At 55.0% G+C, this 23,338-nt stretch carries 20 protein-coding genes; 3 read left to right on the top strand and 17 right to left on the bottom strand.

The genetic code is table 11. From position 1 onward, the window contains the following. Positions 1 to 10 precede the first annotated feature (10 nt). From LGL98_RS20130 to glaH, 15 genes are all read right to left on the bottom strand, one after another. Positions 11 to 1,111 carry a glycosyltransferase family 4 protein gene (locus LGL98_RS20130; RefSeq protein ID WP_136031975.1) on the bottom strand — a complete coding sequence of 367 codons (1,101 nt, stop codon included), beginning with the start codon at positions 1,109 to 1,111 and terminating at the stop codon, positions 11 to 13. Further along, positions 1,108 to 2,322: a glycosyltransferase family 4 protein gene (locus LGL98_RS20125; protein WP_136031973.1), complete on the bottom strand. Its 1,215-nt coding sequence runs from the start codon at positions 2,320 to 2,322 to the stop codon at positions 1,108 to 1,110. The genes LGL98_RS20130 and LGL98_RS20125 overlap by 4 nt, the downstream gene beginning before the upstream one ends. Further along, the gene (locus tag LGL98_RS20120; protein ID WP_136031971.1) at positions 2,303 to 3,328 is read right to left on the bottom strand and encodes a glycosyltransferase family 2 protein; all 1,026 of its coding nucleotides are present in this window, start codon (positions 3,326 to 3,328) and stop codon (positions 2,303 to 2,305) included. Before LGL98_RS20120 ends, LGL98_RS20125 begins: the two co-directional genes overlap by 20 nt. Continuing rightward, a complete protein-coding gene (locus tag LGL98_RS20115) occupies positions 3,294 to 4,703 on the bottom strand; it encodes a capsular biosynthesis protein (protein ID WP_136031968.1) in 1,410 nt (469 codons plus the stop codon). Before LGL98_RS20115 ends, LGL98_RS20120 begins: the two co-directional genes overlap by 35 nt. Then, the gene (locus LGL98_RS20110; protein ID WP_136031966.1) at positions 4,694 to 5,911 is read right to left on the bottom strand and encodes a lipopolysaccharide biosynthesis protein; all 1,218 of its coding nucleotides are present in this window, start codon (positions 5,909 to 5,911) and stop codon (positions 4,694 to 4,696) included. The genes LGL98_RS20115 and LGL98_RS20110 overlap by 10 nt, the downstream gene beginning before the upstream one ends. Before the next feature lie 5 nt (positions 5,912 to 5,916). Further along, a complete protein-coding gene (locus LGL98_RS20105; RefSeq protein ID WP_136031964.1) occupies positions 5,917 to 8,004 on the bottom strand; it encodes a GumC family protein in 2,088 nt (695 codons plus the stop codon). A gap of 1 nt (position 8,005) precedes the next feature. Then, entirely contained in the window at positions 8,006 to 8,560 is a 555-nt protein-coding gene (locus tag LGL98_RS20100) for a polysaccharide biosynthesis/export family protein (protein WP_168435309.1), read from the bottom strand. Further along, positions 8,557 to 9,843: an outer membrane beta-barrel protein gene (locus LGL98_RS20095; RefSeq protein ID WP_136031963.1), complete on the bottom strand. Its 1,287-nt coding sequence runs from the start codon at positions 9,841 to 9,843 to the stop codon at positions 8,557 to 8,559. The genes LGL98_RS20100 and LGL98_RS20095 overlap by 4 nt, the downstream gene beginning before the upstream one ends. Continuing rightward, on the bottom strand, positions 9,833 to 11,236 hold the full coding sequence (locus LGL98_RS20090; RefSeq protein WP_136031961.1) for an undecaprenyl-phosphate glucose phosphotransferase: 1,404 nt from the start codon (positions 11,234 to 11,236) through the stop codon (positions 9,833 to 9,835). Before LGL98_RS20090 ends, LGL98_RS20095 begins: the two co-directional genes overlap by 11 nt. A gap of 317 nt (positions 11,237 to 11,553) precedes the next feature. Beyond that, on the bottom strand, positions 11,554 to 12,231 hold the full coding sequence (gene csiR, locus LGL98_RS20085) for a DNA-binding transcriptional regulator CsiR (RefSeq protein WP_136031959.1): 678 nt from the start codon (positions 12,229 to 12,231) through the stop codon (positions 11,554 to 11,556). A gap of 45 nt (positions 12,232 to 12,276) precedes the next feature. Further along, a complete protein-coding gene (gene gabP / locus LGL98_RS20080) occupies positions 12,277 to 13,677 on the bottom strand; it encodes a GABA permease (RefSeq protein WP_002889795.1) in 1,401 nt (466 codons plus the stop codon). Positions 13,678 to 13,812: 135 nt separating this feature from the next. Next, positions 13,813 to 15,096, bottom strand: coding sequence for a 4-aminobutyrate--2-oxoglutarate transaminase (gabT, locus tag LGL98_RS20075; protein ID WP_136031957.1), 1,284 nt, complete (start codon positions 15,094 to 15,096; stop codon positions 13,813 to 13,815). A 12-nt stretch (positions 15,097 to 15,108) separates the two neighbouring features. Then, complete coding sequence (gene gabD, locus LGL98_RS20070) at positions 15,109 to 16,557, bottom strand: NADP-dependent succinate-semialdehyde dehydrogenase (protein ID WP_136031954.1); 1,449 nt, start codon at positions 16,555 to 16,557, stop codon at positions 15,109 to 15,111. Positions 16,558 to 16,580: 23 nt separating this feature from the next. Then, the gene (lhgO, locus tag LGL98_RS20065; RefSeq protein WP_136031952.1) at positions 16,581 to 17,849 is read right to left on the bottom strand and encodes an L-2-hydroxyglutarate oxidase; all 1,269 of its coding nucleotides are present in this window, start codon (positions 17,847 to 17,849) and stop codon (positions 16,581 to 16,583) included. A gap of 27 nt (positions 17,850 to 17,876) precedes the next feature. Beyond that, positions 17,877 to 18,854, bottom strand: a complete 978-nt coding sequence (gene glaH, locus LGL98_RS20060; protein WP_136032023.1) for a glutarate dioxygenase GlaH — start codon at positions 18,852 to 18,854, stop codon at positions 17,877 to 17,879. A 461-nt stretch (positions 18,855 to 19,315) separates the two neighbouring features. Here glaH and LGL98_RS20055 point away from each other — a divergent pair, with 461 nt between their 5' ends. From LGL98_RS20055 to LGL98_RS20045, 3 genes are all read left to right on the top strand, one after another. Then, positions 19,316 to 19,573 (top strand): YjhX family toxin, encoded by a 258-nt coding sequence (locus LGL98_RS20055; RefSeq protein WP_095033418.1) that lies wholly within the window; start codon positions 19,316 to 19,318, stop codon positions 19,571 to 19,573. Between the two features lie 57 nt (positions 19,574 to 19,630). Then, the gene (locus LGL98_RS20050; protein WP_168435308.1) at positions 19,631 to 20,380 is read left to right on the top strand and encodes an SAM-dependent methyltransferase; all 750 of its coding nucleotides are present in this window, start codon (positions 19,631 to 19,633) and stop codon (positions 20,378 to 20,380) included. Positions 20,381 to 20,649: 269 nt separating this feature from the next. After that, positions 20,650 to 21,114, top strand: a complete 465-nt coding sequence (locus LGL98_RS20045) for an HNH endonuclease (protein ID WP_136031951.1) — start codon at positions 20,650 to 20,652, stop codon at positions 21,112 to 21,114. Positions 21,115 to 21,303: 189 nt separating this feature from the next. Here LGL98_RS20045 and LGL98_RS20040 read toward each other — a convergent pair whose 3' ends face one another. Then, positions 21,304 to 22,038, bottom strand: a complete 735-nt coding sequence (locus tag LGL98_RS20040; protein WP_136031949.1) for a fimbrial assembly chaperone — start codon at positions 22,036 to 22,038, stop codon at positions 21,304 to 21,306. Then, on the bottom strand, positions 22,004 to 23,338 hold the full coding sequence (gene stbD, locus LGL98_RS20035) for a fimbrial usher protein StbD (RefSeq protein ID WP_136031947.1): 1,335 nt from the start codon (positions 23,336 to 23,338) through the stop codon (positions 22,004 to 22,006). Before stbD ends, LGL98_RS20040 begins: the two co-directional genes overlap by 35 nt.

Raw genomic sequence — 23,338 nt, 5'->3', positions numbered from 1 at the left:
AGTGACCTGCTTACGTTAAGCGCTGATAGACTTGCGCGGTTTGCGCGGCAATTTCCGGCCAACGGTACTTCGGCATAAACTCACGGTAATCTGCTGTTTCTCCTGCGGCCCATTGCTGCAGTTTCTGTGTCAGAGCCGGAACGTTGCCGACAGGAAAGTAGTCCGCTGGCGGCAGGCCAATTTCAAGGTTGGCCGGAATGTCGCTGACCACCACCGGCAGCGACCACGACATGGCTTCCAGCAGCGCGATTGGTAATCCTTCATGATAAGAGGGCAGCACGAATAGCCCGGCCTGCGAGAAAAGCGTATGCAGCGGCGCGCCGCTGATAAAGCCGGTGAGGATGACATTTGGCGTGGCGCCCGCCTGCTGCTTCAAACGCTCGCTATATTCATCGGCGTGGTCGGCATCTCCAATGAGCACCAGCGGTACCGAACACCCGGCGGCGGCATAGGCGGCAACGAGATCGTGCAATCCTTTCTCTTCGACAAAACGGGCCACGGCAACGATATACTGGCCCGGTTTTAGACCGTATTTATCGAGGATCGTCGTCTGCCGATCCGCAGGCGGCAGTTCGGCCTGGCGCACGCCGTTGTAGATAACGTGGGCGTTATGTCGGCCATGCTTGTGCTTAATCAGATTATTGATGACCTCGGAAATGACGATCACTTCATTGGCGTATTTCACCGCCCATTTTTCGCCAAGGCGCAGCATTTCTTTGGCCATCCGGCCCCATTTCTGCCGATCGTAATCCGGGCCATGATGGGTAAAGACAACGCGTTTTCCCAGCAGACGCAGTAACGGCACCACCAGGCCGGGGCCAACGGCGTGAACATGAACCACGTTGGAGCCGTCGAATAAGGTACTGAATGCCGCCAGCGTCGAGTGAATAATGGCCTCGAATTTACGGCTTTTCGGTGCCCACAGGCTCTTGAGTTTAACGCCATGGTATTCACTGCGGCAGTAGTTCACATACGGTGAGCGGGCGATCACGCAGACTTCTGCGCTGCCCTGGCGATAGATTTCCGGGTATAAATTCTGGCAGTGCGTTTCGACACCGCCCTGCACATCGGGGATCCCGCGAGTGCCTAATACCGTGACTTTGATGGTCATTTTTTCTCCCCGACAAGTTGCTGATAAAGCGCTTGCAGCACCTGCATATGGTGGGCGAGATCGTATTTTTCTTCCAGCCGCTGGCGGGCGTTAATTCCCATATTGCGGGCCAGCTCAGGGTCTGCAGCCAGTTTGTCCATCAGTTGTGCCAGCGCGTCGCTATTGCCGGGTTCAATCAGATAGCCGTCGACGCCGTCACGGATCTGTTCCGGGATACCGCCAATATTGCCGCCGATCACCGGGCGACCAAAAGCCATGGCTTCGAGCACTGACATGGAGCAGTTTTCATAATATTCAGAGGGGACGACTACCGCGCGGGCCCCGCGAATAAGGTTATTCAGCTCCTCGCCGTGTTTCATATAGCCGAGGAACTGTGGGCCGCTGAAACGCGCGCGCAGGTCTGTGCCCAATGGGCCGTCGCCGACAATCTTAAGCGGCATCTTCTCCTGCATTTTTTTCTGCGCCTGCGCCAGCGTCGGTACGCCTTTTTCCCGGCTCAGGCGGCCAATATAGAGAAAATAGTCGCCTGCGGTGTCGCCGGGCACGGTGCTGTCGGCATCAATACCGTTGACGATCACTTCAATGCGGGCGTCGGGCAGCTTACGCAGCAGGGTCTGGCGCATAAACTCGCTCGGGGCGATGATGCAGTCGAGCATGGCGTAATTCTTAGCGAACTTCTGCCAGTAGGCTTCCAGCGATAGCAGGAGACTTTTGAAAGTATCGCCCTGCTGGCAGCGGTGACGAAAGGCGTTTATCACCGACCCGGTCAGACACTCTTCGCAGACATAACCATCGCGCAGCATGGTGTACGAAGGACAGACGATTTTGTAATCGTGGGCGGTCAGTACCGTTTTGCAGCCAAAGCGTTTCGCCACGCCGATAACGGCAGGCGTAAGCTGGTGATAGATATTATGAAAATGAACAATATCCGGCCGCTCGCGTAACAAAAGCGTGTTGAGCTTTGCACAGGCCTCGGCATTATAAATAAAGTCTACCCCGGCTTTGATTTTGCTCATCAGGCCGTGACTGCTGTGGTAATCGACGTTATGGACGAAAAAATCCTCCCACGGCGACGGTTTATTTTCCGCGTGATGCATGCTGAAGTCGACGACCTGGTAGCCGGCTTGCAGCATTGCGTCGCGCTCCTGAAAATAAACGGTTTCCGCGCCGCCTTTGATAAAGAAGAATTTGTTAACGAAGAGAATTTTCATTTTCAATATCAATATGCTGTGGATTCGAGACGGTCACCGCCGGGCGTTTCATCGGATCGCGGACCGCTTTAATCAGGCCGCGCAATAGTCCCGCTGAAAATAGCGATAAATTAATGGCGCTCTGCACGCCATCGCGCAGCGATTTATTTTTAATTGCCTTCAGGGCGATAAACGCCAGCAGCGGCAGCAGGGCTATGGCGATGACTTTGCCGTTAAAGGTCAACAGGCAGACCAGTAAAACCAGAAGATAGAGGGTGAAGATCAGCTCATTACGCACAATTCTCAGTGCCGCCGGGAAATGCGCTTTGCCCCAGCTAGTGCGCAGCAGTTCCCCCGATGCCCACAGGAAGCCGTTCTTCCAACGGTAGGCCAGCATCTTAAAGGTCGGCATGGTATGGGAGACATGGCTAAAGTAGGGCACAGCCAGACGATGTAGTTTATATCCCGCCGCCAGCAGACGAATGCCAAGCTCCGCCTCTTCATAGCTGTGCAAATTGAGGTTTGTCAGGTAGCCGATTTTCTCGATCGCCTCGCGTCGGTAAAGGCCGCCGCCGCCTAAATGATCGGTATCGCCCAGCGGATAAATCAGATGAAGACGTTGCTTACGTGATTTGAACTCATAGTTCGAAGCATCGTCCATCTCGACGTTACCTGCCACCCCTGCGTATTCCGGGTGGGTTTGCAGAAACTCGACGGCTGTATCCAAAAAGCCCGGCTCCAGTTCCATGTCGCCATCCAGCAGCAGCAGATAATCGCCTTCGCTATACAGCCAGCCTAGCTGGTGGCCGATGCCGCAGCAGCGGTCGGCGGCGTTATCCAGGCATACCACCATTGCGCCTTTCGCGATCGCCAGTTCGCGGGTGTTATCCATCGATAAGCTGTCGGCAACGATGATCTGATGCGGATAGGGCTGCAGTTGTTTGCGCACGCTGTCGATCGTTTTCTCGATGCCCCGTGCTTCGTTCAGGGTTTTAATGCTGACGGTGATAGATGGCGTTTTGTTCATAGTGGGTACCGGAGTTCAAAAGGACAGAGCGGTGGATGACAATCAGCGCCCCCAGGGACAACCATAATAAAAACTGTAGCATGGGCATGATCATCAGGATCTGGCTATACGGCAGACTGAGTAGACAGCCAATGACAAAAACGAAAAATGCTGGCGCCGAACTGAGAAGTTGCAGATCCTCACGGTTAAGATCATGACGCGAAAAGGTTTCTTTGGGCCGCATAGCGACGAGAACCGCGATGATCATGGCAATAAAAAGAATAATGCCGATAATCCCCACTTCCCACAGCAACATGCTCAACGCGGTGGAGTCGAGGATGAGGTGATACCAGGCGCCGATATAGCCCGGAGAGACGGTACTGCCACTGTTGGTGGCGTTAAGGCCGTACCCAAACAGCATGCCGCCTGGACCAAATAGTTCGTTATGTTGTAGCCAGAAAAAGACGGTGGTAAAACGCCCCAGTTCGCCGCTTGGCATAATATAGTTAGTATCAAAAATATAGCCCAGCGAATCGATAAACACCGACAACGCGCTTTTTGTCGGGTCGCCACCGAAGGCCGACGAATAGTTGGAAGCCAACACGGTAATGGCGACAAATATTAATAGCGCCATGCCGGCGGCGATGATCAGCAGCGATCGCAGACTGACTTTACTCACGCCGCTCACGTAGCCGGGCAGGATCCACAGCAGTGCCAGCAGGAACGGCGACAGCAGAATCACGAATTTCACTTCACCGACCACGCAGAGGAAGAAACCCAGCGCGATATGGATAACCAGCGATTTGAATGAGCAGATACCATGCTTAAACTCTGATACTTTCATAAGCATGATCAGCAGGCAGAACATCCCCATCGCCGCAGTGTTGCCGCCGCCCATGGGATCGCCGCCGAAGGTGCCGACCACCGAGTCCCATTTCTCATCTTCGCCGCGGAATGCCACCCGTTTCGGTACGATAAATATGACTTGATAGATAGCCACCGGGATCTGCACATAGTAGATCCAGTAGAACAGCCGGGTCAGACGGTGCAGTTGCGATTCACTAAACATGCCCAGCAGCATGCACAACATCACAAGCGAGAGCGCCAGTTCGTTTTTAAAGCCGACGATAGCGGTCACGATCCCCGACTGCAGTATGGTGGAGACCAACCCGAGAATGATAAAGGTTAGGTACAGGGCCAGTATCAGTTTTTCACGCCCGGTGAGCCTCAGCGGCTGCGGGCGGCTCTGCATCAGAAGCAGCACCGCCATTACCAGCACCATAAAAAATGGCAGCCACAGCACGGCCGCGATACCGGTGAAATACTGGACCGTCCCGCAGAACACTAGCGTCATCAGGGCATAGGCTTCGAGATAGCGGCCGGCGTTTAGCTGCATATTTTCTGCTCCTGCAGCGAAAGCGTTTTCGCACGCTGATTCATTTTAAGCAGAATGAACAGGTAACGCGCAAAGGTCAGAAGCGAGAAGGCCAGTAGGGCGATTTCATACCCGACGCCAAGATATGGAAAGGCGATGAAGGCGATGACGATAATCAGCAACTGTTCAATCTGAATACGTAGGAAGTATCGTCGGGAACCAAAGATCAGTTCAATCACCGTTAGCGGGCTGACCGCCAGCGCGGCGAACAGATAGGGCAACATGTAGCGCGAAGTAGGAATCGACTTCAGCCACTCCTCGCTAAAGCCAAGTCGCATCACCAGTGGATAGACAATCCATATGCCAAGGATGCAGACTGCGGCGGCACCCAGCAACAGCAGGCGAACCTTTTTATACTCCGGGTAGTTAAAGGTGTGGTTGCGGAAATCCATCGACCATTTAGAGAAAATGGAGTTACGAACGGCGTTACCGATAATCATCACCGGCGACAGGCAGAAACGGCTGACTACAGAAAAATAGCCGGCGACCAGCGGCGAGAACCAGATGTTAATCAGCATCGTCGGCAAGTTATTACTGGCCATCGCCAGCACCTCGGCGCTGCCGACGCGGCTGATATGCTGCCAGTGCTCGCGTAAAAAACGCAGATTCGTCGCAATCGAAAAGTGGCGCAACGTTAAGCTTTTGAAGTTAAAAAGGCGAATCAGGCAGGTGACCAGAAGCAGCAGGATCCCGAACATCCACGCCAGATAAAACAGCGTTGGGTTGGGCATCACCAGCAGCGCAATAGCGACCACCAGCGACACCGCAATGCGCTGGAAGGTCAGGAAAGGATAATTGCCGCCGCGCAGGGAAAGGTTTTCCGCCACCAGCACCAGCGCATAACCAAAGGTCAGTAGATAGAGAAACGCAATGTTAAGTTCGAAGATAAGCCCGGTAATGACCGCCCAGGGGAGGGCCATCAGCAGACTCTGTAGCAGGCAGAACACCACGTTTTGTCCCAGTTCGTCATCCTCCTGACGGGGGATTAGCAACTGAGAAGCAAAGGTACAGACCTGCGCGCCGATCAGCACATTGCTGTAAATCATCGCGTAATGGCCGACCTCCGCCATCCCGTAGCGATGCGAGATAAGCCAGACCGAAAAGGCGCCAATCAGCTGCGAAAGCACCGATGAACTGGCGATGGATGAAATACTCTTAATCAGATTCATAGGCGCTATTTCGGAGCAATGAGTTCGTGCATCTTGCGCTCAAGCAGGCGTTTACCTTCCTGCGTTTCCAGGTGTTCTTCGCGCACCTGGTTAAGCACGCTCGCCACCCGGCTACTACCCGCGTTCTGCAGATGTTGTTCCGCTTTGCGGATCTGCGGAGCCTGCTCGCCAGCCTTCACCACCAGCAGAGTAATATCGCTTTGTGCCGCCAGCAGCAGGCTATCCTGAGCCTGGTTCAGCGCTGGAGCGTCGATGATCAGCGTATCGTAAGTCTGATGCAGGTCTGCCAGCAGGCTGGGTAAACGTTCGGCAGTGAGCAGAAGTAGCGATGAGTCCTGAAGATCGCCGCGTGGCATAAAATCCAGCTTGTCATCCAGCTTGACGATTGCCTGTTCTTGGGCACAACTGCCGTTTAGTAACTGGCTAAACCCTTGCTTATCCTGAGGAAACTTTGCCGACAATCCCTGAGAAGCCAGATAATCGAGGTCAATTAGCAGCGTTTTGCGAGATTTGCTGGCGGATCGGGCTAATAGTTCAGCAATAAGTGAACTGCCGGAACGGGACTGTACCGAGGTGACCAGAATGGTAGCGGGCTTATCGCGCTGATTGAGCAATGCCAGCCGTAGACTGTGGATCATATCGGCATACAGAACGTTGTGGAAAATCTGCTTAACATTCTCCAGTTGTGTCAGCTGCGGGAATTCGCCGCTGGCATCGAGAGCGGTTTTTGCTTTGAGTTCGCTGAGGCTATTCACTGTTTTATCCAGCGCGGTGCTGACGATCAGGTACATGATATACAGCGCCAGCGCCAGCATGGTAATCATCACGATCAACAGGCCGCGCTGTGGCTTAGATGGCCGATCCGGCGGTACGGCGGCGTCGTAAATTACCTCATCCGGTACCGAGAAGGTCTCCGACAATTTCTGCTCGTTGGCGCGCTGGTACAGCAACTTATACAACTCTTCGGTTTTATTTAACGCGGTGGTCATGGTGTTGTACTGGTCGCGCTTAGCGCCGAGCGCCTGGAAATCAGCCTTCTGGTCGTTAAGCATTTTTTGGTAGTGCTGCTCATCGTCGAGGGCGATTTGATACTGTTGGCGCAGGCCGTTAAACAGCTCGCTCAGCACCTGGCCAAGCTGGGCATTGACCGCCTGCAGTTGCGCCTGAGCCTGCAGATATTTCGGATGCTGCGGGCCGTAGTGCTTTGCCGCTTCGGAAAGATTGCGTCGCGTTTGGATCATCGCTATTCGCAGGTCCTGCACCTGAGCGTGATTGGAGATTTCCGGCAACGAAATGATCTGTTCTATCGGTTTTCCCTGCTGGCGACGCACCTTATCCCATACCGTTTGCGCTTTCAGGCGGCGCTGGGTGGCGTCGGCCAGACGGTTGATTGCAATACCCATACGTTCGGTCTCATAACCATCCACGCTGCGGAAGGTCAGCAATCCATTCTGCTTGAGGAAGTTGTCGATGTCTGCCTTCTGCTGCTCCATTTTGGTTTTCAGGTCGTCCATCATTTTTTCGTTCCAGCCCTGCGCCTGAAGCAACGTGTTTTGCTTCTGCTGAAGGCTGTAATCGATGAAGGCCTGGGCGACGCCGTTGGCGATATCGGCGGCTTTCTGTGGCGATTTCGCTTCCATCGATACGGCAACCAGCTGGGTGGTGCGCACGCCGGAAATAGTCAGGCTTTTTTGCAGCGCCTGAATGGCATTATTGATGCGCGCGGCTTCATCAAGATTATCACCACCGTTAAATTCGCTGTCCTGATACAGCTTTAATTTACGTACCGCGGCGTCGAGTACTACCCGCGATCCCATTAAAGCGTATTTGGTCTCGTAGTAATCGTTGCGCGTGGAGTCATAGTTTTCCAACCGCGGCAGGGGAGAAACGTCCTGCGACTGCGCCTTAAACAGCACAGTGGCAGTCGCCGTGTAGCTGGAGGACATAAAGCGCGTCAGAATAAACGATGCCACAGCGGCAACAATCACCACCGCCAGGCACCAGATAAGCTTGTGCTTAATTTTGTTGAAATAAGGCGTGAAGTCGATAAAGCCTTCTTTCTTTTTTGCGTTTTCGACCAGTGAAATTGCCATATCAGAAGAAACTCATGCCAATAATGATGGTATCTCCTGCCTGCACGGAGGAGTCGGCGGCGACATTTTCCAGCAGCCTTCCGCCGCGGGCCTGTCGAATTTTAATATCATGACGATCGGCGCGGTCGGTGAAACCGCCGGCCAGGGCAATAGCTTTTTCCGCCGTTAAACCCGGCTCCCAGGCATAACCATCAGGTTTTTTTACTTCGCCGAGCAGATACACTTTACGGTATTCGGCAATGCTCACCGTAACCATTGGCGCTTGCAGATAGTTACCGCGCAGCTTATCGGCGATTTCATTACTCACCTGTTCAGGGGTTTTACCCTTCAACAGCAGCGAGCCAATGTAGGGGTAATCAATGCTGCCGCTATTATCAATTTTTACCCGCATCGTCAGATCCTGTTCCCCGGAGACCGTAATATTCACTTCATCGCCCTGGTCCAAAAGGTAGACGGCGTCCGGCGGCGTTTTAATGGTCTGCGGCGGCGTCGAGCAGCCTGTCAGCAGTAGCGCCAGCAGCGGAAGCATCATCAGTGTCCTGTTAAAAAGGGTCATAATTGTACCTGCGTCATAAAAATAATGGCCGAATCGTCGTAGCCCAGGGTGCGGTCAACCGCATGTGAGTACTCCGGGCCAATATAAAAAGTGTCCGTATCTTTATTTGAGTGCATGGTGTTCCATTGCAGCTTCAGCTTAAAGTTAATCGATGGTCGGAAATCATAGTTAAAGGTCAGCGACAGCAGATTGGACTTATCTTTGCGCTTATTGCTCTGATGCTTATAGTCTTCGGTGATATATGAATAATCGACCAGAGTTGAGAAACGATCCACCAGCCAGTGATGTTCATAGCCGACGCCGAAGTTAGACACCAGGATATAGCCGCCGGAGTCGGTAGGGTCCTTGATGCGCTGCGAGCTGTGTAAGTTAACCTTCATCGGCTCCAGCGGTTTCCAGTCGGCGGTGATATCCCAGTTCAGACCGTTAAAACCCTGTGAGTCCGGATTATGGATAAACTCTTTATAGAGCCAGGCAACGTTACCGTTAATTTCCGTTTTGCCTGACAGGCGATTCTTCATGCCGAGCAGCAGATAATACTCATTACTGTCTTTTAGCGGATTCAGCTCGTAGCGGCGCTGGTTGGTGATAAAGCTATAGCGGTAGCGCAGCGTTTTGGCTTTCTGGTCGAACAGTTCGGCTACCAGGCTGTTTTCATGCCACTCCTGATCGTGCATGTAATAGTTAAAGTCATCGCTGGCGTTTTTGATGCTGTCGAGGTCGCGAAAGCGCAATTGTTTATGCAGTAGCGCGATTTCAACTTTACCGCGGCCTTCCGGCGCGCCGTAGCTATAACGCAGCTCGCTGTTAAAGAAGCGGGTGCCGATCGGCTTGTTGATGCCAAACTCTTTAAACTGCTCGGGCAAAAAGCCTTCGGTGGTGTCGCGGCCGCGCTCTTCATGGCCCAGCGTCTCATCGAGATCCAGCGACAGCCCGTGCATGCTGCCAAATCGCCATTTGCCGTTAAACATAAAAAAATGGTTGTTGCGATTATCCGCGCTATCGTTGCCATAGTTGCGGTAATCGCCGGAATACATCAACAGGTAGCGGTCCTCATAGCGTTCGCCGATAGCTTTGACCATCGGCTTAATGGTCTGGTAGCTGGAGCCGATTTTATTTTGGTCGTAGCGCTGCCAGGTCACGTTGTCATCGTAGCCGATGTCATAGCCGAGCTGACTTTCGAAATCGATGCCGGCGATGCCGGTGTGCGGTTTCCCCTGCAGGTCAGCATGGACCCAGGGAATATAAAGCAACACCGTCAGAGCCATCCCTTTAGAACGCATTTTTGCCTACAAAACCGCGAAAGAAAGTCAGAAAGATGATTTTTAAATCCAGTAACAGTGACCACGACTGGATATATTGCAGATCAAACTGGATTCGTTTTTCCATCTTATCAAGCGTATCTGTTTCGCCGCGAAAGCCATTGATTTGCGCCAGCCCGGTGATGCCTGGCTTAACCTTATGGCGAATCATGTAGTTTTCGACGAGTACGCGATACTGTTCATTATGGGCGACGGCATGTGGCCGCGGACCGACAATAGACATTCGTCCCTGCAGGACATTAATAAACTGTGGCAGCTCATCAAGCGAGGTTTTACGCAAAAAAGCGCCGAATTTAGTGATTCTTGGATCGTTACGCGTGGCTTGTGTGACTAACGTGCTGTTCTCCATCACCCGCATGGTTCGAAATTTCCACACCTGAATTTGTTTGCCGTTTAGGCCGTAGCGGTTTTGTTTAAACAACACGGGCCCAGGCGAGGTGAGCTTAATACCTATCGCCACTATCAGCATTGCCGGGAGGCTGAGCAAGGTAAAAAAGAGACCAAGAATAATATCTTCAATACGCTTGAGTACCGCGCCTTCCCCTTCAAACGGTGAGGTAAAAATACTGATGGTTTGAATATTACCGAACATCCGCAACTGAGAAATATGAGCACTGTAAGAGAAGAGGTCAGGTACCAGAAAAACATCCACTGTAGTATCGGAAAATTCATTCAGGAACTGGCGAATACGCTGTTGGGCCACCATCGGCAGCGCAATGTAGACTTCATCAACCTCGCCTTTTTTCGCCAGCGCCAATAGGTCCCGTGAGTTACCTGCCTTATCGATGTTGATAAGGCGACTGTCGCGTTGCACCGCACGGTCCTCGTAGAAACGAATGTCGATACCTTCAGCTGAGAATTCTTTATGCAGTTCCTGAAGTATCGCCTGCCCTGCGGGTGTTATTCCCAGAATGGCGACTTTGCGCTTGCCCTTAAAAAAATAGCGACTGGTCACGACACGAATGAAGAACATACTGATGAAAACCGCAACGGAGCACAGTGCAATGGTTTTGGCTAATACCAGATGATGAATTGAGAGAGGGCGACTGGCCAGTTGCTCAGCGATAACGATTAACAGAAAAGATAATAAACCGCCCACACCGGCGCTTATAAAAAGTTTCACGATGATGGATAAGTATCTTCCTTTCATTTGTCCCGTATAAAGCTGAAAATACTCATTGGTACGTATAAAAATGAGTGAATAAATAATACCAAGTAATATGGAAGAGGGGGTGGTGGTAAGGTGGAGAACAATAAGGTAGACGTAGATAAAGATATTAACAGAGAAAAAATCTAGCAATTTCATTAACTTGCTGTAGCGGGTGCTATAAATTCTAATTTTGCTATCAGTCATTTTTCGCTCATTTTATCGCCAATTAAATAATGTTTTCTTATCATTTAGTCGAGATGTAGGGAAAAATTATTTATTAACGTGATGTTGGATAAAATCCCAATAACTATAGATTATGTGTTATGAAATGTCGATGCAATGGTTAAAAAAATGTAGACTTATCAATGAATAAAATAACCATAAATATTGCACCGTTTTGCGCTATCCATGACTTTGGATTCGACGGCTCTACGCAAGCCCGGGAAATTATCAGAGAAAGAGCAACTTTTCTGGCCACCCCCATACTCCCAACCCCGCCCTCTGACTCACTCTGCCGGCGACTATAGCTTGCCGGCCATCGCCTGCTGAATAATCGGGATCGGGGTCAGTAAGTGCTCGCGCATCAGCGCGCTGGCTCGCCCGGCATCGCGCGCCAGAATGGCGTCCAGCAGGGTCTGGTGTTGAACATGCTTATCTTCCAGCATCTCTACCGACAGCACGGTGGTGCGCAGCCAGATGAAGCGGTAGCGCGCCGCCAGATCGAACAGCCGTTCGCGCATCTGGAGTAAGTACTGCGAGCCGCAGCCGGCGACGATGGCGGTATGAAACGCCTGATGGCGCTGGTCCCATTCATCGAGTAAGCGCTCACTGGCGTCAGAGGACTCCAGCTTGTTGAGCAGATGGGCGCGGGCCAGCAGCTCCGCTTCCCACTCGTCGCCACCGCGTTCGATGGCGAGACGCACCAGCATGGCTTCCATGTTGGCGCGCGCGTCAAAGATATCGAGTAGCTCCTGTTCCGACATGGGCGCCACCCGATAGCCTTTCTGATTAACCACCGTCACCAGCCGCTCGGCCACCAGCTGCGAGAGCGCCTCGCGCAGCGGACCGACCCCCAGGGCATAGCGCGAGGTTAACAGGCTCATCCGCAGCTTCTCATCGGGCTGGTAGACCCCGCGGATGATGTCGTTTTTCAGCCAACGGTACCCGTCAATGGCCGTCGCCTGGGGAATGGCGGTCATGTTCTTACTCCTGAATACTCTTCCCGGCGGGCGCCGGGAACAGGGTTAACGCGTATTTTGCAGCGGCAGTTTTTGCCACAATACCAGCTTTTTCCAGCGCGACATAATCGGGACCGTACAAATAATTCCCAATGCTAACAGGCCGGTAGAGATCACCTCCAGCTGCTGAGCCGGACGGAACAGCATCACCACCAGCACGAAGGTGATAAAGGCGATCACCAGCCAGGTCAGGTACGGATAGAGCCACATTCTCAGACGGATTTCGCCGCCTTGCGCCTGAAGGATTTTACGCATCCGCAGTTGTGAAACGGCAATCACCAGATAGACCAGCAGGGCGATGGCGCCGGAGCTATCGATGAGAAATTTAAACACCTTCGCAGGGGCATAATAGTTCACCACTACGGTGAGGAAGGCCGCGCCGGTGGAGAGCAGCACCGCCACGTATGGCGTTTTGCTGCGGTTGGTCCGGCCCATGATGGCCGGCGCATCGCCGCGGCGGCTCAGGGAGTAGAGCATCCGCGAGGCGGTATACAGCGCCGAGTTCAGACAGCTGGTGACCGACAGGAGGATCACACCGTCCATAATCAGCTTCGCGTAGGGAATATGCAGCAGCTCGAGCACCGAGCGATAGGAACCGATGCTCTTCAGCCCCGGCATATTCCACGGGATGAGGGCGACGACGATAAAGATCGAGCACAGATAAAAAATAGAGATACGCCAGATCACCGAGTTGGTGGCGCGCACGATGTGTTTATCCGGCGTGTCCGATTCGGCGGCGGCAATGGTGACGATCTCCGCGCCCATAAACGAGAACATGGTAATCAGCATCGCGCTCAGCACCGCGCCAAAGCCGTTCGGCATAAAGCCGCCGTGATCCCACAGGCGCGAAATGCCGCTGACCTCGGCATAGGGATAAAAGCCGGTAATGGCGACCGCGCCCAGTACGATAAACGCCAGTATCGCGATCACTTTGCACAGCGCCAGCCAGAACTCGAATTCGCCATAGTTCTTAACGCTAAGCAGGTTACTGCCGGTGAGGGCGAGAGTGATCACCAGGGAGAACAACCACACCGGGACGCCCGGCACCCACGAATGCAGAATAATCGCCGCGATATTGGCTTCCAGCGGAATAACCAGGACCCAGAACCACCAGTACAGCCAGCCGATGGTATACCCCGCCCAGCGGCCGATGGCTTTATCGGCGTAGGTGGAAAAGGAGCCGGTATCCGGCGTGGCGACCGCCATTTCGGCCAGCATACGCATAATCATCACCACCAGCAGCCCGGCAAACAGATAGGCCAGCAGCACCGCCGGGCCTGCCTCGGCAATGGCGACGCTGGATCCGACAAATAAACTCGCGCCGATCACCCCGGCGATAGATAACATCGTGACGTGGCGCGACTTCAGCCCCGCCCCTAAATCCTGTGATTGCGACAGTTGCCCCATCATTTACCCTCTCGAAGTGTGTCACCTGGGAGAGCGCCCCGACATTCCCGCGCCGGGGCACGCGTATTATTGTTGTTTTGCAGGTCTCGTCTTCATTCCCTTACTAACGTACTTCGTGTCCGCATGTCTGTTGTTCTATGCCTGTTTCGCCTCGGTAAAGCAGTCGGCGATGATCTTCAGCCCCTGCTCGATCTGCGCCTCTTCGATGGTCAGCGGCACCAGGATGCGCAGTACGTTGTAGTACGGCCCGCAGGAGAGCAGGATCAGGCCTTTGTCGCGCGCGCGGGCGACGATATCCGCCGTGAGTCTTGCATTCGGTCTGCTGTGGTCGCCCTCTTCAAACAGCTCGATGGCGATCATCGCTCCAAGACCCCGGACATCGCCGATCTCCGGATGATCTTCAGCGATCGCCAGCAGGCCCTGGCGCAGGGTATCGCCGAGCTGGTTGGCTTTTTCCAGCAAGTTTTCCTGCTCGAAAATCTGCAATACCGCCAGGGCGGCGGCGCAGGCGATGGGGTTGCCGGCGTAGGTGCCGCCCAGCCCGCCCGGGGCGATGGCGTCCATCACCTCGGCACGACCGGTGACACCCGCCAGCGGGAAGCCACCGGCGATGGATTTGGCGAAGGTGGTGATATCTGCCGCCACGCCCATCTGCTCCATGGCGAACAGGGTACCGGTGCGGCCCGCGCCGCTCTGTACCTCATCGGCGATGAGCATGATGCCGTGCTCGTCGCACAGGGCGCGCAAGCGCTGCATAAAGGCCGGGGAGGCAGCATAAAACCCGCCTTCACCCTGTACCGGCTCAATAATGATGGCGGCGATATCTTCCGGCGCGGCATCGTTTTTGAAGATGCGATGGATACTGGCGATCGCCTCGTCATCACTGACGCCGTGCAGCGCGCACGGGTACAAAGCGCGATAGACATGGCCCGGCATTAAGCCCATACCGGCGGAGTAAGGATTTACTTTACCGGTCAGCGACAGGGTATAATGGGTGCGGCCGTGATAGGCACCGGTGAAGGCGATGGCGCCGCTGCGCCCGGTTGCTGCGCGGGCGATTTTCACCGCGTTCTCCACCGCTTCCGACCCGGTGGTCACCAGCAGGGTTTTCTTGGCGAAATCCCCGGGCACCTTCTGGTTCATCTTTTCGCACAGTGCCAGATAAGGCTCGTAGGCCAGCACCTGGAAGCAGGTATGCGACAGCTTTTTCAGCTGGTCCTCCACGGCGGCGACAATCTGCGGATGCAGATGGCCGGTATTGAGCACCGCGATACCGCCGGCAAAATCGAGATATTCCCGGCCTTCGACGTCCCACACCCGGCAGTTTTCCGCGCGTTCGGCGAAGATAGGATGGATCTGGCCGACGCCGCGCGGGACCGCGTCGCTGCGACGCGCCATCATTGCTTTATTGCTGTTCATCCGTCGCTCCTGTTAAAGGCCAATGCACATGTATTTGATTTCTAAGTAATCTTCGATGCCGTACTTCGACCCTTCGCGGCCGAGGCCGGAGGCCTTAACGCCGCCGAACGGGGCGACTTCGGTCGAGATAATGCCGGTGTTGATGCCGATGATGCCGTACTCCAGCGCTTCGCCGACGCGGAACACGCGGCTCAAATCGCGGGCGTAGAAATAGGCGGCGAGACCGAACTCGGTATCGTTGGCCTGGGCAATGACGTCGGCTTCATCTTTAAAGCGGAACAGCGGGGCCAGCGGGCCGAAGGTCTCCTCTTTCGCCACTTTGGCGCTGTCGGGAACGTTGACCAGGATGGTCGGCTGGAAGAAATTGCCGCCCAGGGCGTGCGGTTTGCCGCCGGTGACCACCTTCGCGCCTTTGGCGATGGCGTCGGTAATATGTTCTTCAACTTTGGCCACGGCTTTCTCGTCGATCAGCGGACCGGTGGTTACGCCGTCCTGCAGGCCGTCGCCAATGCGCAGTTTTTCCACCGCCTGCTGCAGCTTCTCGGCGAAACGGTCATACACCCCGTCCTGGACGTACAGGCGGTTAGCGCAGACGCAGGTTTGCCCGGCATTGCGGAACTTCGACGCCAGCGCCCCCTCGACGGCTTTGTCGAGGTCGGCGTCGTCAAAGACGATAAACGGCGCGTTGCCGCCCAGCTCCAGGGAAACTTTTTTAATGTCTTTCGCACACTGCTCCATCAGCTGGCGGCCAATCTCGGTCGAGCCGGTAAAGGAGAGCTTGCGCACCAGCGGGTTGCTGGTCAGTTCGCCGCCGACCGCGCCGGCGGAGCCGGTGACTACGTTGAACACTCCGGCGGGGATCCCGGCGCGATTGGCCAGTTCGGCCAGCGCCAGCGCGGAAAACGGCGTCTGGCTGGCCGGTTTCAGGACCATGGTGCAGCCCGCGGCCAGCGCCGGGCCCGCTTTGCGGGTGATCATCGCCGCCGGGAAGTTCCACGGGGTGATGGCGGCGGTAACGCCGATGGGCTGCTTAATCACCAGCAGGCGCTTGTCGGCCTGGTGGCCCGGAATGGTGTCGCCGTAGATGCGCTTACCTTCTTCGGCGAACCACTCAATAAAGGATGCGGCGTAGCTGATTTCGCCTTTGGCTTCCGCCAGCGGTTTTCCCTGCTCGAGGGTCATCAGGCGAGCAAGATCGTCCTGATTCTCCAGCATAAGATCGAACCAGCGGCGCAGAATGTTCGCCCGCTCTTTGGCGGTCAGAGCGCGCCAGGCGGGTAGGGCGCGATTGGCGGCTTCAATCGCTTCGCGGGTTTCATCGGCGCCCATTTTCGGTACGCTGCCCAGCTGCTCGCCATTGGCCGGGTTGGTCACCGCAATCACGTCGCCGTTGGGCGCATCGCGCCACTGGCCATCGATCAGCGCCTGCTGGCGAAACAGTGTCATATCGTTGAGTTGCATAATCGCTTCCTGTCTTCAGGGGGTTAACGGGTAAAAGCGGCGTGTAGTGTCTCCACGCTACGTGCTGCACGCAGCGTGCGTCCGGGATTGCTCTGGCTGGCCAGCAGGGTCTGCACCTTGCTGACGATATGCGCGCCGATCGGGATAGCGGAGGTGGCCGCTGGCGATGGCGCATTGCAGGTATGTATCGAACGCGCGGTGGTGACGAAGAGAAAATCGTCGATCAGCTTGCCCTGCGGTGACACGGCCTGCGCCCGCACGCCGGACGGCCACGGGCGTAAATCGCTCAGCGTCAGGCTCGGGCAGTATTTCTGCACCAACCGCAGATAGCCGCTTCTGCATAGCGAATTCTTCATTTCGCCCAGTCCGGAGCGCAGGTTGTTTTGCAGTACCCGGCGGATGCCGGGCGAGGTGAGGATCTCCAGGGTATCGGCCAGCGAGATGTCGCGCTTGCGGTAGCCTTCGCGCTTCAGCGCCAGCACCGCGTTAGGGCCGACGGTGACGCTGCCGTCGACCATGCGGGTCAGATGGACGCCGAGGAACGGCATCGCCGGATCGGGGATCGGATAGATCAAATGGTTGACGATCTGGTTGTGCTGCGGCGCCAGCTGGAAATACTCGCCGCGGAACGGGCAAATGATAAATCCGGGATCGACGCCAATCATTTTCACCAGCCGATCGGCCATCAAGCCCGAACAAGCGATCAGCGTCGAGGCCTCATACTCGCCGCCCTGGCGGGTGCGGATCACCACGCCGCTGGCGTGTTCTGACAGGGCGCTGACTTCGGCGTCGTAGACGATGGTGCCGCCTTTCGCTTCGAAGATCTTCGCCATCGCCGCCGCCACTTCACGGTAGCTGACGATGCCGCTGGAAGGGACGAAGATCCCGCCCAGTCCGCTGATGTTCGGCTCGCGTTCACGCAGCTCCCCGGCGCTCAGCCATTCCCGCTGCAGGCCGTTGGCGGCGGTGCGATCCCACAGGGCGCGCATCCGCTCCATCTCCAGCGGCGAGGTGGCAACCAGCATTTTGCCGCAGACGTCATAGCGGATGCCGTTCTGCTCGCAAAAGGCCTTGGTGGCGCGGTTGCCGGCGAGGCAAAACTGCGCCTTGAGGCTGCCGGGCGTGTAATACACCCCGGCGTGGATCACGCCGCTGTTGTGGCCGGTCTGATGGCAGGCCGGGCCGGACTCTTTTTCCAGCAGGGCAATACGGGCGTCCGGGTAAATCTCAATTAACTGCATGGCGGTCGACATGCCGATGATGCCGCCGCCGATAATCACGAAATCATACATCCGCTCAATTCCTTCGCCTGAGAACCCTTATTGATGAGTCTGGTAATGATTCGTGGAATACGCAAAGTAGCCGCGCTGGCGCATCAGTTCGCGGCGCAGGTCAGGGTGCGGCGTAAACCGGTCGCGGCCGTGCAGCCAGAACAGGTTGTTAATGAGCAGAAATTTGCCCACCGGCACCGGTATGGAAAGGATGTTTTTGCTGGTCTCCAGCGCGTCGGATAGGCGGCTCAGCCAGGTGCCTTCTTCGAAATCTTTTGGCTGGACGAACTGGTCGATATAGCGCATCACCGGGCGGCCCAGCGAATCGACGTCGAACACCGGGTGGAAAACATCCTTGCTGACGTTTTTGCTCGGCGGCGCGGCCCAGCGCATCGGGCGGCGAGCCAGCGGGTCGCGGAAAAATTCGTCAAGATGTTCCCAGTCGTCGAGATGCAGCAGCAGGGAATTGCCGCCCTGCATGTTCTGCTCGTCGATCTTCATCATCAGTACGTAGTCGGTTTGCTCTTCGACGTAGGTACCGTCGTTGTGTAGCTCCATCACGCGGTGCGGCTGGCGCAGGTAGCTGTCGGAATTATCGACGTTTTTCACCACGAAGCGGGCGTAATACTGGCCGCTCATGGCGTCGAAGTTGGAACGGCCAATCAGGTGGGCGACGGCGGTGGCCAGCTTGACCATCTCTTCGGCCTGGCTGACGTGATCGATCCCTTCGCCATTGATCAGCAGCGCGCCTTCCGCACGATCGAGCAATGTTTTGATCAGCAACGGCTGCAGCTGGTTGCCGCACAGATCGTCGAGGATTTTGCCGACCTGGAAGCGTAAGAAAGATTTGTACTCCAGCGCCTGCACCGGCCACTGCGCGACCTGCTGCAGGAACTGCGTGGTCGTTTCGGCGGAAAAGGTGAGCTCCAGCAGGCGCGGCGACTGGGCGGAAGGGGCGACGGAAAAACCGGGGTATTGTTGGGCTACCGGCGCGGGTGTCGGTTTTACTGCGGTCAGGGCGTTCATCAGGATCGTTCCTCGCTGTAAGGTCAGGGTGATGTTCATTTCGTAGCCATAAATTAAAAATATCTACATTTTTATAAAATGCGTACGAAATGGCCTTTTTGTTTCCATTTTGTGATCTGACAACAATTATTTAACAATACGGAGGGGGGATAAGGTGGAGGCTAACGTTGAGGAACAGAGCGGATGGCGGATAGCGCAAAATGTGGAGAAGGTTTAGGGTAAATCGTAACACCGATCACAGTTTTTAATCTGTGCAATACCCTTATGAAACGAGGGTGTTAGTATTCAGCGGGTAAATACCTTTCAATGCTCATAGAGGCTTCGATGCTGGAGAATGTCATTATCAGATAATCAGCTTCCCGACCTGCCCAGGCCGGACTGATTATCGCTGCGCTTAAACCTTACGCACACACCTGCGGGTGTAGGCATGTTTTCGCACATGATAATGAACAGGTTTCAGTATGAATTTATCCCGTCAGGAACAACGGACTTTACACGTTCTCGCCAAAGGTGGCCGTATTGCGCACGTCCGCGATACCTCCGGCCGCATTACCGCCGTTGAATGCTACACCCGCGAAGGGCTGTTGCTGAGCGACTGCACCCTTGCGGTCTTCAAAAAGCTCAAAACCAAAAAGCTGATTAAGTCGGTGAATGGCCAGCCGTACCGGATCAACACTACCGGTTTGAATAACGTTCGCGCGCAGCCGGACAACCGCTGAAATAGCGACCCGGGCAGGGTCGCTGTCCGGGCGTATGGCTCTCAAGGAGAAAACCTCATGATCGATATCCCACGCATTTTTACTATCAGTGAAAGCGAACACCGTATTCATAACCCTTTTACCCCGGAAAAGTACGCCACGCTGGGACGGGCGCTGCGAATGGCACCGGGCACCACCATTCTTGACCTTGGCAGCGGCTCCGGCGAGATGCTCTGTAGCTGGGCGCGCGATCATCAGATCGTCGGCACCGGGGTGGACATGAGTCTGCTATTCAGTCAGCAGGCGGCCACCCGGGCAGAGGAGCTCGGCGTCAGCGACCGGGTGACCTTTGTGCACCAGGATGCCAGCGGATATGTCGCCAGCCAGCCGTGCGATATTGCCGCCTGCGTGGGGGCAACGTGGATCGGCGGCGGCGTGGCAGGCACAATTGAACTGCTGAAGCAGAGCCTTAACCCAGGCGGCATGCTGCTCATCGGCGAGCCATGGTGGCGCAAACGTCCGGCCACGGCAGAAGAGGCGGTTGCCTGTGGCGCGCAGTCACCCGATGACTTCCTGACGCTGCCGGCGCTGGTCGCCCACTTTGGCGAACTGGGCTATGACGTGGTGGAGATGGTGCTGGCCGACCAGGAGGGCTGGGATCGTTATGAAGCGGCGAAATGGCTGACAATGCGCCGCTGGCTGGAGGCCAATCCGCACGATGACTTCGCGCCGGAGGTTCGCCAGCAGTTGACTACCGCGCCGCTGCACCACGTTACCTGGACCCGGGAATATCTCGGCTGGGGCGTATTTGTTCTGATGGCGCGTTAACCGGTATGTCGGTAGCGTCGTGAGGCGCTACCGACTACCTTCAGACCTTCAGTTCGTCGTAGCTGACCATGACGTGTTCTGGGGGATTACAACGTACGGTTGGGAGAGAAGGGGCACAAAAGCGATGAGTCGCCTGATGGTGGATGAGCTGGGGGGGGGAGCCTTGCGCTAACGCGAATTCATCGATACAAGGGTATAATGCCAATCAATATGTCGCTTACATAAAATAAATAGCAGCAATCATCTTTGAACGAGAATAAGGCGAGGGAGTGGAAACGTTAGTCATTCTGGCCGTAGTCGTATGGGTACTTTTCAAGCTAGTACAAAAGGTTACGGGCAAACTCTATCCTCCGGACACGGCGAAGGTACAGGAGAAGCCCGACACACCGCCAGCGACGGATGCCTGGGGAAATTACCCTAAAGCTGAAGGGCATGTCATTTTATTCGAACAGTACCGGCGTGAGCAGGCGCTGCGGCAGCAAGCTGCTAAAGAGGCTGATACGTTCTACCGCTCACGGGAGTGGCGGCGTTTACGTTACCAGGCATTCCAATGCTACGGCAATAAATGTTGCGTATGCGGGCGCGGCGCCAGTGACGGGATGGTGATGCACGTTGATCATATTAAACCGCGTTCTCTTTACCCGCATTTAGCCCTCGATATTGCCAATCTGCAAATCATGTGCAACGAGTGCAACGTCAGTAAGGGCAACAGAGATGAGGTTGAGTGGCAATAATAAGGATAAGATGCAAATATCCCAGCAAAACGAACCATTTACTTTCAGCATTTTTCCTGCGTACAAATATATGCTTTGAGCGAAGCGTGAACTGCACAGACCGCACCAGATAACCGCCATAACTGCCATTTGCAATAGAGTGGCAGAAGAGTGAGGTTCTGATTCACGCTAGGTAATCAAAAACGGTGCTCAAATCTCTTTATCCATAATGGTTGCGGTATATGTCCGCCAGTTCCCCGAATCGTTAATCACCGCATAGTCTACTGTTGACCCCACCGCTGGCATAGTAGAAAGCGCGACATCGCGCTGCTCATACGGCGCGAGCATGATGTTTCCGATGCTTATTCCCTTTATCGGCGCGACAGCCAGGCTCATATACCACGGGGTCGGATTGGTTATCGTGATGCCCTGCGAAGCGATACTGAAGCATAGTTTCCGCTCATCGTTGCTGGTGGGGGCCTTTAAGCTGTGCGGACGAATAAATACCTTTAACCGTAATCGCAGGGGTAACACTAATTTGCGAGTGACGCTGTCTGTTGCATTCTGCTCGGGGGGGATCTGGTAAATATTAAGCCAGAAAAGGCTTTCCCGATCCCCAGGCAAACTACGGCGCGAGCTCAGCATCACACGAAGCGTTCTCAACTCATCCGGCTGCATTTTAAAGACAGGGGGCAAGACCACCAGCGGCGTGCGGCTACTGTCTGGCGAAGAGGCCGTCTCTCCGGCATCGGTCCAGACCTGTAACAGCATCGGCGTCACGCTATCGTTTGTGAGTGTCAGCGACTGGACAACATCATTAGCGGCAAAGACGATCCGGGTTCGATCAATATTAACCGCAGCAAACGGCGCCGGAGCGATGCCTGCCAGCAACAGTAGCGCTAACAAAGCCTTACTGAAAACTAACCACTGCCTGTAACTGCGCATTCACGCTCCCCACCGTTACCGTTTGTCCTCCAAGCGCCTCAAGGGAGGCCGTAAAATCACCGTGCCAGATTTCCACCGAACCGCGGTCTTTTTTGCCGGTTTGTACCGTGAGCTCCTTATACCCATACCAGCCACGGGCATTGCCCGTTCCCGTACTCGTTTTGTCTGGTAACAGGTTAAGCGGCGCACCGCGCTCATCGTAAATCCGTATTCCTACTCCGGAAGCCACGCCCTTTTCGCCATAATGCGTATCCAGTAACCAGGTCAATCCGCCACCGGTCGTCGTCAGACCCAGGCGGCGCGCGGCAGCAACAGCCGCTGGCTGATTGACTAAAAAGCCCATGGCGACATTAGCAACCTGGGTTGTGGGGTGAGTTGAAGACATCGCGCCGGCTTCGCACTCCAGCGTTATACTGAAAGGCGCCTCGCTGCTTTCGCCAGAAGAGAGCGCTTCTGCTGTTATGGTGGGAAGCAGCACTGTCGCCGGATAATCTTCAATGGTGCAAGCTGCGCCGCGAATATAGGTAACTTGATTATAGGTGCTCCACGCACCGGGCCAATAATCAGGCCAACCATAATAGCTTGAAGCATGATCCATACCGGGCTGAATAGCGGATGTTATTAAGCCCGGCCCTTTAAAGGCGATATAACCGCGCGGCTGGGTATAGAGGTCTTTGTTGATTCTGTCCGAATAAATATACTGATCCGAGGCGGCGATTTTAAACATCTCATACAGGACATTACTAAATGCGCCTGCGGGAATATAGATTGCGCGATCGTCCTGAAACCAACTATCGGCAGTAAGCTGGCGCTGCTTCCAGTAGCGGCTATAGTATTCGCCAGTACTCAGATTGGTCATCCGTACTGCGACGTTACGTTCCGCGTCATAGTAGGCCCCCTCAACTTCTTTCGCCTGGCGTCCTCCAACAAAAGGGTTATCGGCATTGGTAGAATATAATTCGTACAGTTGCCCGGCATCCTTCAAATCACAGCGGTAAAGCACCTGTTTTGCCGAGTAGGGCGTCTGAACGCCGGCGGTGAGGAAATTAGCCACTGCACTAGCAAGCAAAGTACCAGAAGGCTGGAACTTATTATTTGCGCTAACGCTAATGACTGACTGCAGACCAAGATGACCGATATTGTCATCATAGGCGCCGCGCCAGTAGCGCGCGGTATAACCCGCCTTAATCGCCGCCTCAGAAAGGAAACTATTATCCGTGACCTTAACGCAGTTAGCCCAGGGCGCGGTGCTGAAAAGCAGGCCAGCTGCAAACAGCAACGTTCGGCGAAGATGACGCAT

The organism is Klebsiella africana, from assembly GCF_020526085.1.
GTDB classification, from domain to species: domain Bacteria; phylum Pseudomonadota; class Gammaproteobacteria; order Enterobacterales; family Enterobacteriaceae; genus Klebsiella; species Klebsiella africana.
Note: the sequence above shows the minus strand (reverse complement) of the source record. Positions and strands in the feature narration are given on the sequence as shown.